Genomic DNA, 16,290 nt, shown 5'->3' with positions numbered 1-16,290 from the left:
TCTTGTCAGGCTTGGAATGAAATACTAAGTGAGGATGGTTTTATTAAAAATTTGTGTAGTAGAGAGTGGAGTTTTTTAGTTTAGTTGTTTTTTGAATTTGGTATAATTGAGTGTTGCACTTATGATGTGAATCTAAGATGTTTAATTTACACCTTAAAGAATGTGAATTTAAATTTAATAATCGCAAGCAAAACCTTTATAAGGTTTTGCTTGGAATGTTCAGAAAAGAGCCGCTTAAGTTGTCATGACCCATAATTTTTTGCATATTTTGATAGACAAATAGTTTTATGTATCATCAATGAGCAACAATATTGATCAACTTATTTGGCACAACAATAACCTTGATGACGGTTTTGCCATCAATAAATTTAGCCACATTCTCATCAGCTAGAGCTTGTGCCTCCACTTGTGCTTTGCTGGTATCGGCAGCTATGATCAGTTTAGCGCGCAATTTTCCATTAACTTGGACGATGATTTGTACCTTATTTTGCACGAGAGCATTCTCGTCAACACTTGGCCAAGGTTCATTGACAATCGCTGTCTTATGTCCTAATTCTTGCCACAGGTGATGACACAGATGTGGTGCAATTGGGCTGAGCGTTTTAAGTAAGATATGTAACGATTCCTTGCGCACTGCCATCGAAGTGTCTTTGGTATCGGTGAACTTTGATAGCGTGTTGCTAAGCTCCATGAGTGCGGCAATCACTGTATTAAATAGGTGTCTGCGCTCCATATCATCAGTGATTTTTCTGAGTGTTTGGTGAGTTTTCAAGCGAACATCTGTTTGGATGTCATTAAGATTACTTAAAGAGCCAACAGGGCTGTTTGCTTGGTCTTTTATAAAACCCTTAACTAAACGATAAACCTTGTTAATAAAACGGTGTGCGCCTTCTAGTCCAGAATCGCTCCACTCTAAATCTTGTGTCGGCGGAGCCGTAAATAAGATAAACAAGCGCACTGTGTCTGCACCATACTTGGCTATCATTTCTTGTGGGTCAACGGTATTGCCTTTGGATTTACTCATCTTAGCGCCATCTTTTAAGACCATGCCTTGTGTGAGTAAATTTTTAAAGGGTTCGTTATTTTCAATCAAGCCTTCGTCTCGCAGTAATTTGTTGAAAAACCGTGCGTACAAAAGATGTAAGATTGCGTGCTCAATGCCACCAATGTATTGGTCTACACCACCTTTTAACCAATAGTTAGCGCGCTCATCTAACATTGCCTTATTATTGTCTTTGCAGGTATAGCGGGAAAAATACCAAGAAGACTCAAAAAAAGTGTCAAAGGTGTCAGTTTCACGCTGCGCTGCCTTGCCACATTTTGGGCAAGTGGTTGCATAAAACTCTGGCATTTTTTTAATCGGTGATCCAATACCATCAAAGACCACTGCTTCAGGCAGAACAACGGGTAGGTCGCTCTCCCCCACAGCCACTGAGCCACAACTTGGGCAGTTAATGACAGGGATTGGACAGCCCCAATAGCGTTGACGCGATACACCCCAATCACGCAGACGATAGTTGGTTTTTTGACTACCTAGGTTTTTATCTTCAAGGGTTTTGGCAATCTTGTCAAAAGCTTGGTCAAAATCTAAACCATCAAACTGCCCAGAATTAAACAAGACCCCTTTATCGGTAATAGCACCTTCATTGGTATTTTTATCTTTACTGATAACCTGTTTGATGCTGATGTTGTATTTTTTGGAAAATTCATAATCGCGCTCATCGTGTGCTGGCACACTCATTACCGCGCCGGTACCGTAGCCCATGAGTACAAAATTAGCAATCCAAATTGGCACTGCCCCACCGGTAATCGGATGAGTGCATTTAAGCCCTGAATCAATGCCTTTTTTCTCCATGGTTTCCATGGCGGCTTCAGAAGTTTCCATGGCTTTGCACTCATCAATAAAGGCTTGCACAGCAGGGTTGTCTTTGCCAGCCTCCAGTGCCAAAGGGTGTTCGGCTGCAATTGCCAAGTAAGTAACACCCATCAGTGTATCTGGGCGTGTGGTGTAAACGCTGAGTGCATCCAAACTTTGTCTGGTGAAGTCGATTTCCAAGCCGATTGATTTGCCAATCCAGTTCTTTTGCATGGTTTTAACTGCATCGGGCCATCCGTCCAACTTGTCTAAACCGTCTAATAGTTCATCAGCGTAATCAGTGATACGCATAAACCATTGAGAGATTTCTTTTTTTTCAATCAGTGCATCTGAGCGCCAACCGCGTCCATCAATCACTTGTTCATTGGCGAGCACTGTTTGGTCGACAGGGTCCCAATTAACAATTGCATTTTTCTTATACACCAAACCTTTTTCAAAGAGTTTAACAAATAGCCATTGTTCCCAGTGGTAATACTGCGGGTGGCAAGTTGCCAGCTCACGAGACCAATCGTAGCCAAAGCCCAACTCGGTAAGCTGTTGGCGCATATAGTTAATATTTTCATAAGTCCATTTTGCAGGTGGCACTTTATTTTTAAGTGCCGCATTTTCAGCAGGCAAGCCAAACCCGTCCCAACCAATCGGTTGTAGCACATTTTTGCCTTGCATTTTTTGATAGCGAGCAATGACATCGCCAATGCTATAATTACGCACATGCCCCATATGTAAGCGACCTGAAGGGTATGGAAACATACTTAAGCAGTAAAATTTTTCTTTTGAATCATCCTCAATAACTTCAAATGACTTGTTTTCTTGCCAATATTTTTGTGCTTGTGCCTCAATTTCTTGGGCGTTATATTCTGAATTCATATTTTTATTTTGAGTTGCAAGGAGAAATGACAGGGTTAAGCTCCAGTGTGCCAACCAGTTCATTAACACTACTTAGATTGTTGTTTGTGAGATATTGACTAATACCATCGTTGATTTTATTACACACCAAAGGATCGTAAAATAGTGCTGTGCCAATACCAACAGTGGCAGCCCCCGCAATGATAAATTCAATCGCATCATTTGCGCTCATAATACCACCTTGACCAATAATCGGCACATTGTGATTTTTACTTACCTGATAAACTTGATGTACTTTGAGTAGCGCAATGGGTTTAATCGCAGGACCTGATAAGCCACCTTGATTGTTGCCAATAACAGGCCTGCGTGAATGGGTGTCAATAGCCATCCCCATAAGTGTGTTAATGACGGCTAAACCATCTGTGCCTGCATCAATGCAACGCTGTGCGCTATTAGCGATGTCAGTTTGATTAGGCGAGAGTTTGGTAATGATTGGTTTCGTTGTGTTGTGGCGACAAATCTCAACCACACGATAGGACATATCAGGGTCGTTACCAAATGCCACACCCCCTTCTTTGACATTTGGACACGAAATGTTGATTTCTATAGCGTCAATATCAGTGTCATTAAAGCGTTTGGCAATTTCACCGTATTCTTGAACAGACGAGCCTGAAATATTAATGATAAAACGAGTTTCAGTCTTATCTAACCTAGGCATAATGTCATTAATAACAACATCGCTACCTGGATTCTGCAAGCCGATGGCATTAATCATACCTTCGGGGGTTTCACAGACTCTATGTGGGATATTGCCAAGGCGTGGCTCAAGTGTTGTGCCCTTGAGGCAGATTGCACCCACATCTTTATTGGAAAAGCCTTGAATACGGGTATATTCTTCGCCAAAGCCAACACAACCTGAAAGCAGGATAATGGGCGAGTCTAGCGACATTCCACAGAACTTAGTTTTTAAGTTATTATGCATAGGTGCTATTATACATTTTTTGTTAAAATCATTCACTATGAAAGGATTGTTTATCAGTGGTAGTGGCACCGATGTTGGAAAAACATTTGTTGCCAGTTATATTATTCGAGCACTTAATGCAAAATATCGCGTTGTGGCTAGAAAGCCAATTGAGAGCGACTGTGTCAAAGCCAGTGATGGTTTGTTGCCAAAAGATGCGGTGTTATTAAATAATGTCTGCAGCAACCCAGGGCCGATTGATGCGGTTTGTCGATTTAAATTTAGCGCTTGTGTGAGTGGTGAAAAAGCCAGCATAGAACAAGGTTTGAGCATTATTCTTAAGGATTTAGTTAAGGCGGTACAGCCAAGTAGCAGTGATGATTTTGTGGTGATTGAGGGTGCGGGTGGACTGTATTCACCCATGGCACAACAAGTGTTAAATAGTGACTTTGCTGTTGCCATTAATTTACCTATGGTTATTGTTGTTAAGGATGAATTAGGCGCTATCAATCAGGCATTGCTCAGTATAGAAGCCGCTAAAAAGCACAAACTCAATATTGCAATGTTGGTGCTCAATCAAATAACACCCAACAGCCTAGACAATGCTAAGGCGCTCAGTGCTTATACAGATGTTGATGTGGTGGTTTTTAACAAAGACAAGTTGAGCGACTTTAATACCAAGATATTGACATTAATCTAATACTGTTAGATTGGATTTTTTAGGTTTTTCTGTATCAATGGGTTTGGCTTTGTTTTCAAAAAACATACCTTCGCCATTTTCACCTGCATAAATTGTTAGCACCGCATCAGTAGGAACATATATATCCTGAGATTTTCCATCAAAGCGTGCTTTGAATGAAATTGCTTCATTGTTTATAACCAAGGAGGTAGTTGCATCGCTACTGATATTGAGTACGATTTTGTCTTGTTGGATAAAGGGTTTGGGCACAACAACATCAGGTTTTGAGCAGTCAACCAAAATATGTGGTGTCAGTCCGCTGTCTTCCATCCATTCATGATAAGCACGAATCAAATAAGGTGCAACCGATGTCATGAAGGCATTTTTAAGCGTTATATTCTTTTTCGCAATCGGTTAAGCTCTCTTTGAAGCTTTCTCTTACAAACAAACGCTTTGCATAGTCAGTGACTGCTTTTCCAGGCTTACCTAAATCAATATCAAACTTTTTTAAGCGCCACAATAATACAGCTAAACATGTATCAACAATCGTCATATCATCACTTTTAAAGAAGGGCTGATGTGCAAACAAAGGCACCAATTCAATTAAACTGCTTTTAAGTGTTTTTCTGGCGTTATCCGCATCTTTTTTTGCACCTGTCTCAATAGTGTTTGCTAGTTCAAACCAGCTACTGGCTGCTCTTGTAAATCTAAAGATTAGCAGGCGTTTTTCTGATTTTTCAATCGGGTCAACAGGCAATAACGGCGGGAATGGAAAGCGCTCATCTAAGTATTCCATAATGACAGAAAGATCGTATAAAACAATACCACGGTCAAACAATGTTGGTAATGTTGGGTAAGGCGTTAAATCTAGAATTTCTTCAGGAATTTCTTCAGTTTTTAGGTTGGCGATTTCTCTTTCAATGTTCTTTTCTGCCATAATGAAGCGCACTATATGCGATTCCATTTCGCTAGCAGAAGAGTAAAGAATGGTTGAGGATGGGTTTGGTTTTAACATATTGAGTTGTCCTTAAAAATAAAAAACAGCGTCATTACTAAGGCGCTGAGTTAGTGTATCAGAAAATGAGATTAATTAATCCTTAGCGCGCCATTTGCCATATTTCACATCTTTCCAATATTCTTTTTTCATTAAATAAGCAAGGATAAATAAAATAAACAAGAAGCCCAATACTTTGTAGCCTAAGTCAACGCGTACCAGTTTTGCAGGCTCACCAACATAGTCTAAAAAGTTAGTAATGTCACGCACATCTTGGTTGAAATCTTTTGTTGATTTACTTTGCTTAAGATGCCATAAAACATCTGGCATAGAGGCATTAACCAACACTTTGTTATTCACACCAAAGGGGCGAGAGTCATCTTTGTAAAAACTACGCAAGTAGGTGTAAATCCAATCTGTGCCTTTAGAGCGAGCGACCAAAGATAAGTCTGGCGGTGTTGTGCCAAACCAAGCTTCCGCCCCTTTTTTCGACATGGTTGCAATTATTGGAGAACCTACTTTATCGGCGTTAAACATAAGGTTTTTTTCAATCATTTCGTCAGTTGCCTTGCTTAAGTTTTCTGCAATAACATCGTCAGAAAGATTGCTCAGCATTTTTTCTGCTTCTTTGGCGTTGTTTACCGGATTATCAATCGCATTTGAAAGCGCTTGTAAATCGGAATGACTTAATGGGTTGTCATTTGACAAATTTGTTTTTGCTTGCTTATAAGCGCTTACGATGTCACCTAAAAACAAATCTTTGCCGATGCGGTTATAACGCATAAAAGAGAGAGAATGACAGCCCGAGCAATAATTCATAAATAATTGCGCACCATTTTGTAGTGATTTTTGATCCCTAATGTTTGTATCAGCATGGTCAAGGTGTATATCACTATTTGCTAAAAGATTGAAAGAGATTGTTAAGCCTACTAAAACAGATGCTGTTGTTAATAATTTTTTCATTTTATTTTCCCGTTACTCTTTTAGGCACTTCTTTGGTTTTTCCAATAGAAGTAAACCATGGCATTAAGATAAAGAAACCAAAGTAAATCACAGTGAAAACTCGTGCTAATATAGAGTTTGTTTTTGTTACTGGTTCCATGCCCAACCAGCCAAGCGTGATAAAACTAACCACAAAAACACCTAGCGCGACTTTGTAAGGCCATGAGCGATATCTAATTGACTTTACTTTAGAGCGGTCTAACCATGGCAACGCCAGTAAAATTAATAGCGCTGAAAACATACCCACAACCCCTGGGAATTGTGAGTTAAACATAGGCGGAATCGCTCTTAATACCGAGTAGAAAGGCGTTAAGTACCAAAGTGGTGCAATATGTTCGGGGGTTTTTAGTGGGTTGGCTTCAATAAAGTTAGCATGCTCTAAGAAGTAACCGTTCATTGCTGGTGCAAAGAACACTACTGCCGAGAAAATCATCAAGAATACCACCACACCAACGATGTCTTTAACGCTGTAGTATGGGTGAAACGGAATACCGTCTTTTGGAATGCCATTTTTATCTTTATTCTTTTTAATTTCAACACCATCTGGGTTGTTTGAACCAACCGTATGGAGTGCTACAATGTGTAGGAATACCAGTATTACTAGGATAAGTGGTAATGCAATAACATGCAATGAGAAGAAGCGATTGAGTGCTGGGTCGCCCACCGCATAATCACCTAAAATCCACACCAATAAGTCAGGACCAATAAGCGGCACAGAGCCAAATAACGAGATAATGACTTTCGCCCCCCAGTAAGACATTTGACCCCATGGTAGTACATAACCCATAAACGCCTCAGCCATGAGAGCAATGTAGAGTACCATGCCGAGAATCCAAATCAACTCTCGTGGCGATTTGTATGAGCCGTAAAGCAAGCCACGATACATATGTAGATAAATAACAATAAAGAACGCTGAGGCACCCGTTGAATGTAAATAGCGAATTAACCAACCCCAGTTAACATCACGCATAATGTATTCAACCGATGCAAAGGCTTTTAACTCGTCAGGTTTAAAATGCATGGTTAGAAATATTCCTGTAACGATTTGCATTACCAATACCAGCATAGCTAACGAGCCAAAGAAATACCAAAAGTTAAAGTTTCTTGGTGTGTAATACTCTGCTAAATGCTCGTTCCAAACTTTAGTTAGCGGGAATCTTTGATCAATCCAGTTTTTATTATTATCCATAATGCTAAGTGAGTTTGTTAGATTTAAAAATAGGGGTTACTTCGTGCTCTTCTGGGCTAACACCAATTTGAATGAGTGTATCTGATACGAAGTGATAAGGCGGAATCATCAAGTTAATGGGTGCGGGAACATCTATGTACACACGCCCTGCCAAATCAAATTTAGAGCCATGACATGGACAATAAAAACCACCTTTCCAAGCGTCACCACCAAGGTCGGCGGCACCGAGCTCAGGGCGGTAAGTTGGGGAGCAACCCAGATGGGTGCAAGAGCCAATAATGACTGCAATATCAGGATTAATTGAACGGTAAGGGTTTTTGGCGTATTCTGGTTGCTGAGAGGTTTCCAAACTGTTTGGGTCGACTAATATATCATTTAATGTGCTTAAATTTGAAACAGTGGTTTTATCGCGTTTAAAAATCCAAACCGGTTGTTTGCGCCAAAGTACTCGAACCAATTGCCCTTCCCCAAGTTTACTAATATCAACCTCAACGGGTGCACCAGCAGCCTTTGCTCTGGCAGATGGATTCCATGTTGATAAAAACGGCCACGCCACAAAACCGACGCCAACAGCACCAACCACGCTTGTTGCGTTGGTTAGGAAGCGTCTTTTCTTAAGGTCTATTGTTTGTTCTGACATAAGATTGCTATTCCTTTTTGAAAAAATGATGAAGATAAAAACCCAATAATTATAATGTATATTGGGTTTATACAAATTAATTTCTTCTAATATTCTTTTAAGAGACCTTTGCATAAATAGGAACAATCATCAGAAACCCACTTTTCACCCACTTGGCGATTTTTTAAACCCAGCCTTAGCCCTGCCAGGACAAGGTTTAAAGAAATCACCCATTGGGCAAAAATTGGATTTTGCTAATCATCCCTATTTATGCAAAGGTCTCTTTAAATCAATTTTGATAACCACTTTTTCTATATGTGTTAGTGATTTTACTTGCTTTATTGCGTTTAGCAAAACAGTGTTTTGTTTTTGTGCACGAAAAATTATCGCCTGATTATCAGTAACAAAAGTAGCGGTGTTGTCTTTAATTGTGCATAACGATAGCAACGCAAATTGCTCTGGCAGGTGCTCTGATAGTTGTTCGTTGAGGTGGTTTAGGGCTCTGGCTTGCTGAAATAATTGCCCTAATTCGCCTTTTGGGATAAATTTTGATAAGTTTGTTATTTTTTCTGACATCGGTGTTTTAACTTATATACATTGTGTTATCTGTGGGAAAATAGAATAATTTTTAAGAGTATGGTTTTAAATGAGTATTATAAATAAAGTTGTCGCTAAAATTGTTGGCTCTCACAACGACAGGCTAATAAAAAAACTAAGCAAGGCAGCTGAAGACATTAATGCGCTTGAGCCTGAGTTGCAAGCTTTGAGTGACGAAGCATTAAGCACTAAAACACAAGAGCTTAAGCAAAAATTTGAAAATAAAGTAACACTAGATGCCTTGTTACCAGAAGCATTTGCAGTAATTCGTGAGGTCAGTGTTAGAATACTGGGGCTTAGACACCACGATGTGCAAATGATTGGTGGCATGGTATTACATGATGGTAATATTGCCGAGATGGGCACGGGCGAAGGTAAAACTTTAGTGGCAACTTTACCCGCTTATCTAAACGCACTTACTGGCAAGGGCGTTCATATAGTTACCGTGAATGATTATTTGGCGGCGCGTGATGCACAGTGGATGAACAAAATATTTGACTTTTTAGATTTAAGTGTTGGCGTTATCACCTCAGATATGTTGCCAGAAAATAAAAAAGTCGCTTACGAGTGTGATATTGTTTATGCAACGAATAACGAGTTAGGTTTTGACTATCTAAGAGACAACATGGCGTTTACTACTGAGCAAAAAGTACAGCGCGAACTTAATTTTGCTATTATTGATGAGGTTGACTCTATTCTAATTGATGAAGCCAGGACGCCACTTATTATCTCTGGAGCGGCAGACGATTATTCTGAGATTTATCAGGCGATTAACCACATGATTCCAAACTTTACCAAGCAAACCGAGAGCGGCGAAGGTAAAGAGGTTGTGGTTGAAGAGGCGGGCGATTACACCGTTGATGAGAAGCATCAGCAGGTGTTTTTGACTGATGATGGACATACCAAAGCAGAGAATTTGTTAATTGAGGCTGGCGTTCTACCAGAAGGCGTGAGTTTGTATGATGCCAGCAATATTTTGTTGATGCAACACATTAATTCAGCACTGCGTGCGCATGTTTTGTTTCATAAAGATGACAACTATATTGTTGATGGCGATGAAGTCGTGATTGTTGATGAGTTTACTGGTAGAACTATGCCGGGGCGTCGCTGGTCTGAAGGTTTGCATCAGGCGATTGAAGCCAAAGAAGGTGTGAGCATTAAAAATGAAAATCAAACCTTAGCGTCAATTACCTTTCAAAACTATTTTAGACTCTACAACAAGCTCTCGGGTATGACGGGTACAGCGGATACTGAGGCGGTTGAATTTCAGGCGATTTATAATTTGGAAACTGCGGTCATTCCACCGAACAGACCATCAACACGAAACGACATGTCTGACAAAATCTATCTAACGCTGGATGAAAAATTAGAAGCGATTGCTCAAGATGTAGAAGGCTGTCAAAAGACAGGGCAACCTGTTTTGGTAGGTACCAGTAGTATCGAAAATTCTGAAGCCATTTCAGCGCTGCTGACACAAAAGAAAGTTAAGCATGAGGTTTTAAATGCTAAACAACACGAGCGTGAAGCGCAAATTATTGCTAATGCGGGTGCGATTGGTGCGGTAACAATCGCCACCAATATGGCGGGTCGAGGTACGGATATTGTGCTGGGTGGCAAATTAGCAGAAGATGCAACCGATGCGCAACAACAAGATTGGCAAAAACACCATGATGAAGTGATTAAAGTGGGCGGATTGCATATTGTTGGTACTGAGCGTAATGAATCTCGTCGTGTGGATAATCAGTTGCGTGGTCGTTCTGGTCGTCAAGGTGATGTAGGTTCAACACGCTTTTATCTATCTTTAAAAGATAATTTAATGCGTATTTTTGCCAGTGAAAAAATGGCGGTGATGATGCAACGATTGGGTATGGAAAAAGGCGAGGCAATTGAGCATAAGATGGTAAATCGTGCTATTGAAAATGCACAGAAAAAAGTCGAAGAGATGAACTATACCGCGCGTAAAAACCTTTTAGAATATGATGATGTGTCAAATGACCAGCGCAAGATTATTTATAAATTACGCGATGAATTAATGGACGCTAATGATGTGCAAGATAGATTTATCGCTATTCGTCAGGGGGTTGTTAGTGAGTTGTTTGCTGATTATATTTCTCCAGCACAAGCCGAAGAAGACTGGGATGTTGAAGGTTTGTACAATGCTTTAAAAGCAGACTATGCGGCAGATTTTCCACTACAAGAATGGCTGAAAGAAGGTGTAGATGTTGATGAATTGGAGTCAAGAATTTCCCAAGGCTTGGGGCAAATTTGTGATTATAAAGAAGAGATTGTGGGTAGCGAGCAAATGCGTGGCTTTGAAAAAGCAGTGATGCTACAAACCCTAGATCATTTTTGGAAAGAGCATTTAGCAGCGATGGATTATTTGCGCCAAAGTGTGAATTTGCGTGGTTATGCACAGAAAAATCCAACGCAAGAGTATAAGCGTGAGTCTTTTGCAATGTTTGAAGCCCTATTAAACACGATCAATGTTGAGATTGTTAAAGCGCTTTCCAGTGTGACCATTAATGAAAATACCAGTGCTAATGATGTAGAGCAACAAAACAATGACGACATATTAGCGACACACAGCAATCCTTTAGGAGAAAACACACAGCACGAAGAAGCTGTAGTGATGAAAAATACACCCAATAACTCACAAACCTATCAACGCAGTGGTGAAAAAATAGGGCGTAACGACCCTTGTCCTTGCGGTTCAGGCAAAAAATACAAACAATGCCATGGCAAAAGTTAGTGCCTATATAGGTCTAATGTCAGGCACCAGTATAGACGGTGTTGATGGTGTTGTACTTGATGGGTGTCAAAAAATTATTACTTCAGCTTACACACCGTATCCCACAGAGCTAAAAACACGCTTGCAACAATTAAGCCAAACGGGGAACGCCTCTTTGGCAGACTTGGGGCAAATTGATATTGATGTGGCGCAAGTATTTGCACAAACTGCCAATCAGTTGTTAACACAAAGTTCATTGGACAAGGGCGATATCCGAGCGATTGGCTCTCATGGACAAACTGTCTATCATCAAGGTGGCAAGTATTCTATGCAAATCGGACACGGTGCACTTATTACTGAGCAAACAGGCATCACCACAGTGGCAGATTTTCGCATGCAAGATATTGCTGCTGGCGGACAAGGTGCACCGCTCACACCAGCGTACCACCAGCATATGCTTAATGGCAAAGAGGGCGTGATTGTTAATTTGGGCGGTATTGCCAATATTACGATTGTTAAAAACAATGAGGTGTTTGGATTTGACACAGGTCCTGCCAACACATTATTAGATAATTGGATAAAGCAAAATAAGGGCATAGATTATGATCAAGATGGACTGTGGTCTCGTTCTGGAAGGGTTGATTCAGTGTTGTTAGACTCAATGCTTGCAGATGGTTATTTTCAAAAAAAGCACCCCAAAAGCACAGGGCCAGAATACTTTAATCTAGACTGGCTATCGCAACACTTAACAGGTGCTGAGACACCTGAAGATGTGCAAAGAACCTTGCTAGAACTAACGGCAATGAGTGTTTCTGCAAGTATCCCCACGGGTACAAGTGTCTATTTATGTGGTGGTGGTGTACACAATTTGTTTTTATTTGAGCGCTTAATTTGTCAAAATCCTGATAGCAAAGTAACGCTAACCAATGATTTAGGTGTATCTGCAGATTATGTGGAAGCGGCGGCTTTTGCTTATTTTGCTAAACAAACAATAAATGGCGAGTCATCAAATCTGCCATCGGTAACAGGTGCCTGTGGCACACGCATTTTAGGCGGTATTTATCAGCACCAAGGCAAGGAATGTTAAACCTATTAAATGCCTTACTTCGTACTAACGCAGAAACTGAAATACTGGAGTTTAAAACTGCTGAACAAGGTTTTGATAAAAACAAATTGGGTCAATATTTTTCCGCATTAAGCAATGAGGCAAATCTTGCCAATAAGGAATGCGCATGGTTGATTTTTGGTATTAATGATAAACATAAGGTTTTTGGTACAAAAATTACGGATAGAACCTTAAACGAATACAAGCAGGAAATTGCCAGCAACACCTCTCCAACATCCAATTTTATAAACACTCATCGTGTTAATGTTGAGGGAAAACAGGTGTTGATGTTGCAAATTCCTCCTGCACCAAAAGGTATGCCAGTTGATTGGAAGGGGCATTGTTATGGCAGAAACGGCTCAAGTTTAAGTGCATTAAACAATCAAGAGAGGGAGCGTATTAGGTTGCAAAACTATGTATCTGATTGGAGCGAAAAAGTTGTTGAACATGCCACAATTGATGACCTTTTTATTGGGGCAATCAGTGAGGCAAGAAAACAATTTAAAGTTAAGAACCCAACGCTAAAAATAGAAGAATGGAATGACATAAAGTTTTTAAATAAAGCCAAAATTACCTCTCAAGGAAAGATTACCAACACAACTATATTGTTGCTTGGAAAGCCAGAATCTGAACACTTTATTAAACCTGCTGTAGCAAAAATCACTTGGATACTCAAAGATAGAGACAACATTGAAAAAGACTATGAGCATTTTGGTTGCCCATTATTATTAAGTGTTAATCAAGTTTATGCCAAAATTAGAAACCTAAAATATCGCTACTTACCCGAAGGCACCCTGTTTCCTGATGAAGTGGATCAGTTTGATCCTTTTATTATTCGTGAGGCGTTAAATAATTGTATTGCACACCAAGACTATACATTGGGTGGACAAATAAATTTAGTGGAGCGTGAGGACGGTATTTTGATTTTTGTTAATTCGGGTGCTTTTATTCCTGGATGTGTGGAAAAAGTAGTGGCGGCAGATGCGCCAGAAACATATTATCGTAACCCATTTCTTGCAAGCGCCATGGTCGGTTTAGGCATGATTGATACTATTGGCAGTGGTATTAAAAAAATGTTTGTTTTACAAAAGGATAAGTTTTTTCCCTTGCCAAGCTACAACCTAGACAACAACCAAGTTAAGGTTAAAATTATTGGCAAAGTGGTTGATATCAATTATGCACGCAAACTTGCACAGTCGAAAAGTGAATTGACTTTGCAAGAAATTATTTTGTTGGATAAAGTGGTAAAAGGCGTGACTTTGCTGAATGCTGAAATTAAAATGCTAAGGGGCAAGGGGTTAATTGAAGGACGTAAACCCAATTTCCATATTTCGTCTTCTATTGCAGAATCAATAGGAGAAAAGCCTTCTTACATCAAGCACAAAGGCATTGATAACGAGTATTGTCAAAACATGATACTTAAATTTTTAGATAAATTTGAAGTTGGAAATCGGCAAGATTTTGAAGAAATGCTGTTAGATAAGTTGCCTGATGTATTGAGCCAGCAACAGAAAAGGAATAAAATTCGAAACAATTTGCAAAGTTTAAAAAAACAAAAACTAATAGAGCCACAAGGTAAGTTGTGGAAAATGTCTAAACCTAAAAATTAAACATTTTTTAGACATTTTTTAGACATTTTTTAGACATTTATTTATTAAAAGTATAATTAAAACAATGGTTTAAAAGAATGTTTAAACAAAAAAAATAAATGTAATTACATGGGCTTTAGATCAAAAATGCAAAAAAACACAACTCAAATTAACCTTATTAAGCCAGACGATTGGCACCTACATGTGCGTAATGGTAAAGCGTTAAAATCAGTCATTAGTATGACTGCCAAACAAATGGGTAGAGCGATTATTATGCCCAACCTAAATCCACCTGTGACGGATGCAAATGGTGCGAATGCGTATCGAGAAGAAATTATTAGCGCTTTGCCAAAAGACAGCGTGTTTAAGCCCTTAATGGTTTTGTATTTAACCGACAAGACCACATCTGAGGTAATTACTCAGGCTTATAACGCCGGCGTGGTGGCAGTAAAACTCTATCCTGTGGGCGCCACCACCAACTCTGATGGCGGTGTGACTAATATTAAAAATATCTATCGTAGCTTAGAGACAATGCAAAAATTGGGTATGCTATTATTAGTACATGGCGAGGTGACGCGTAGTGAGGTGGATATTTTTGATCGTGAAGCGGTGTTTATTGATGAAGTTTTAGCCCAAGTAACGAGTGATTTTTCTGAGTTGAAAATTGTATTTGAGCATATCACCACTAAAAATGCAGTAGATTTTGTGCGTGAGAGTAGTGATAATATCGCAGCGACGATTACCCCACAACATCTTTTGAATAATCGTAACGATATGCTGGTGGGCGGTATTAAGCCACACACTTATTGCTTGCCTGTGCTAAAGCGAGTTGAGCATCAACGCGGGCTCATTGAGGCGGCAACCAGTGGCAATCCTAAGTTTTTCTTAGGTACAGATTCTGCACCACATGCCAAAACCGACAAAGAATCTAGCTGTGGTTGTGCGGGTGTGTTTTCTGCGCCACATGCTATTGAGCTCTACGCGCAAGCATTCGACCAAGCGGGTGCAATAGATAAGTTGGAGGGTTTTGCTTCAAAATTTGGTGCAGATTTTTATGGTTTAGCGCATAACACAAGCACCATTACTTTGAAAAAACAAGATTGGGTTGTGCCAGCAAGTTATCCTTTTATAAGTGGTGATATTGTACCATTTATGGCAGAAAAAACGCTTAGCTGGAAAGTAGTTTAATTCGTCAAATAATCTTTAGCATTTTGAACATCAAGCTCAATTTGTTGTTTTAACGCTTTAAAATCAGCAAAATTTCTCTCCTCTCTAATCTTGTGTTTAAAGATGATTTTTGCCTCAAGCCCATAAACTCGTTGATTAAAGTCAAAGAGAAACACTTCTAACAGGGTTTTTTTGCCACCAATGATTGGACGATTGCCGACGCTACATACACCTTGATAAGTAGCGCCATCTAACTCAATAGTGACAGCAAATATGCCATGAACTGGGCTGATTTTGCGTTGAATGGGGATATTGATAGTTGGAAAACCAATAGCGCGACCGTTTTTTAACCCGTGAATAATTTTGCCAGTGATAGAGAACGCATGCCCCAGCATTTGTGATGCTGATTGCGTGTCTCCGCTCTTTAAAAGCGTGCGAATTGCCGAGCTACTAACGCGACGATTATTACACAGAATACTGGGTGTTTCTTTCACCGTAAAACCTTTGTCTTTTGATAGGCTTTGTAACAATTCAAAACTGCCTTTTCGTTCTTTGCCAAAACGAAAATCATCACCAATCAGGCAATATTTCATGTTTAGTTTGTTGAGTAATATTTCTTGTACAAAAGTTTGCGCTGCTAATTGAGAAAAGGCTTGATTAAAGCGAATAATTAGGTGTGTATCTAGGTCTAGCTCACTTAATAGACGGTGTTTTTCTTTAAAACTGCTCAGTGATGCTTGTTCACGAGAAAAAAAACTCTGTGGCGTGGGGGTAAATGAAATCAGCACAGAGGGCAGTCCCAGCTCTTTGGATTTTTTCACCAGTTGTGAGATAATTTTTTTGTGTCCTATGTGTACGCCATCGAAGTTGCCTATGGTAACAACACTGCCTGCATAGTTTTTTAAATTTTGTAGGCCACGAATAAGTTTCATCAGGTT

Annotated in this window: 14 protein-coding genes and 1 pseudogene; 6 read left to right on the top strand and 9 right to left on the bottom strand. The window is 39.7% G+C overall.

Features of this window, described 5'->3' with window-relative positions:
- Positions 1-137: 137 nt before the first annotated feature.
- Positions 138-238: pseudogene (locus BBROOKSOX_RS01880) on the top strand (IS1595-like element ISBaz1 family transposase); the annotation flags it as partial.
- A 57-nt stretch (positions 239-295) separates the two neighbouring features.
- Here BBROOKSOX_RS01880 and leuS read toward each other — a convergent pair.
- Together leuS and BBROOKSOX_RS01870 are read right to left on the bottom strand one after the other, a co-directional pair.
- Positions 296-2,743, bottom strand: a complete 2,448-nt coding sequence (gene leuS, locus BBROOKSOX_RS01875; protein WP_139659506.1) for a leucine--tRNA ligase — start codon at positions 2,741-2,743, stop codon at positions 296-298.
- Positions 2,744-2,747: 4 nt separating this feature from the next.
- Entirely contained in the window at positions 2,748-3,704 is a 957-nt protein-coding gene (locus tag BBROOKSOX_RS01870) for a dihydroorotate dehydrogenase (protein WP_139659505.1), read from the bottom strand.
- A 37-nt stretch (positions 3,705-3,741) separates the two neighbouring features.
- On the opposite strand from BBROOKSOX_RS01870, the gene bioD reads away from it, so the two are divergent.
- Entirely contained in the window at positions 3,742-4,383 is a 642-nt protein-coding gene (gene bioD, locus BBROOKSOX_RS01865; RefSeq protein ID WP_139659504.1) for a dethiobiotin synthase, read from the top strand.
- Here bioD and BBROOKSOX_RS01860 read toward each other — a convergent pair.
- From BBROOKSOX_RS01860 to BBROOKSOX_RS01835, 6 genes are all read right to left on the bottom strand, one after another.
- Positions 4,375-4,737 (bottom strand): ClpXP protease specificity-enhancing factor, encoded by a 363-nt coding sequence (locus BBROOKSOX_RS01860; RefSeq protein WP_139659503.1) that lies wholly within the window; start codon positions 4,735-4,737, stop codon positions 4,375-4,377. The two genes, bioD and BBROOKSOX_RS01860, sit on opposite strands and share 9 nt — an antisense overlap.
- 10 nt (positions 4,738-4,747) lie before the next feature.
- Positions 4,748-5,377 carry a glutathione S-transferase N-terminal domain-containing protein gene (locus tag BBROOKSOX_RS01855; RefSeq protein WP_139659502.1) on the bottom strand — a complete coding sequence of 210 codons (630 nt, stop codon included), beginning with the start codon at positions 5,375-5,377 and terminating at the stop codon, positions 4,748-4,750.
- 75 nt (positions 5,378-5,452) lie between these two features.
- A complete protein-coding gene (locus BBROOKSOX_RS01850; RefSeq protein ID WP_139659501.1) occupies positions 5,453-6,319 on the bottom strand; it encodes a cytochrome c1 in 867 nt (288 codons plus the stop codon).
- A gap of 1 nt (position 6,320) precedes the next feature.
- Positions 6,321-7,547, bottom strand: a complete 1,227-nt coding sequence (locus tag BBROOKSOX_RS01845) for a cytochrome b (RefSeq protein ID WP_139659500.1) — start codon at positions 7,545-7,547, stop codon at positions 6,321-6,323.
- Positions 7,548-7,551: 4 nt separating this feature from the next.
- Entirely contained in the window at positions 7,552-8,187 is a 636-nt protein-coding gene (petA, locus tag BBROOKSOX_RS01840; protein WP_139659499.1) for a ubiquinol-cytochrome c reductase iron-sulfur subunit, read from the bottom strand.
- Positions 8,188-8,430: 243 nt separating this feature from the next.
- Positions 8,431-8,742 (bottom strand): hypothetical protein, encoded by a 312-nt coding sequence (locus tag BBROOKSOX_RS01835; protein ID WP_139659498.1) that lies wholly within the window; start codon positions 8,740-8,742, stop codon positions 8,431-8,433.
- Positions 8,743-8,818: 76 nt separating this feature from the next.
- On the opposite strand from BBROOKSOX_RS01835, the gene secA reads away from it, so the two are divergent.
- The 4 genes from secA to pyrC all read left to right on the top strand — a co-directional run bounded on the left by secA (position 8,819) and on the right by pyrC (position 15,373).
- Complete coding sequence (gene secA, locus BBROOKSOX_RS01830; RefSeq protein ID WP_306821326.1) at positions 8,819-11,512, top strand: preprotein translocase subunit SecA; 2,694 nt, start codon at positions 8,819-8,821, stop codon at positions 11,510-11,512.
- Positions 11,499-12,578, top strand: a complete 1,080-nt coding sequence (locus BBROOKSOX_RS01825; protein WP_139659496.1) for an anhydro-N-acetylmuramic acid kinase — start codon at positions 11,499-11,501, stop codon at positions 12,576-12,578. The genes secA and BBROOKSOX_RS01825 overlap by 14 nt, the downstream gene beginning before the upstream one ends.
- Positions 12,572-14,206, top strand: coding sequence for an RNA-binding domain-containing protein (locus BBROOKSOX_RS01820; RefSeq protein WP_139659495.1), 1,635 nt, complete (start codon positions 12,572-12,574; stop codon positions 14,204-14,206). Before BBROOKSOX_RS01825 ends, BBROOKSOX_RS01820 begins: the two co-directional genes overlap by 7 nt.
- A gap of 126 nt (positions 14,207-14,332) precedes the next feature.
- Complete coding sequence (gene pyrC / locus BBROOKSOX_RS01815; RefSeq protein WP_139659494.1) at positions 14,333-15,373, top strand: dihydroorotase; 1,041 nt, start codon at positions 14,333-14,335, stop codon at positions 15,371-15,373.
- On the opposite strand, the gene ribF is transcribed toward pyrC, so the two are convergent.
- On the bottom strand, positions 15,370-16,284 hold the full coding sequence (gene ribF / locus BBROOKSOX_RS01810; RefSeq protein ID WP_139659493.1) for a bifunctional riboflavin kinase/FAD synthetase: 915 nt from the start codon (positions 16,282-16,284) through the stop codon (positions 15,370-15,372). The two genes, pyrC and ribF, sit on opposite strands and share 4 nt — an antisense overlap.
- Positions 16,285-16,290 lie beyond the last annotated feature (6 nt).

The sequence above is a fragment of the bacterium endosymbiont of Bathymodiolus sp. 5 South genome, assembly GCF_900128535.1.
Lineage (GTDB): Bacteria > Pseudomonadota > Gammaproteobacteria > PS1 > Pseudothioglobaceae > Thiodubiliella.
The sequence above is the reverse complement of the archived record's forward strand: the minus strand, read 5'-3'. Positions and strand labels throughout refer to the sequence as shown.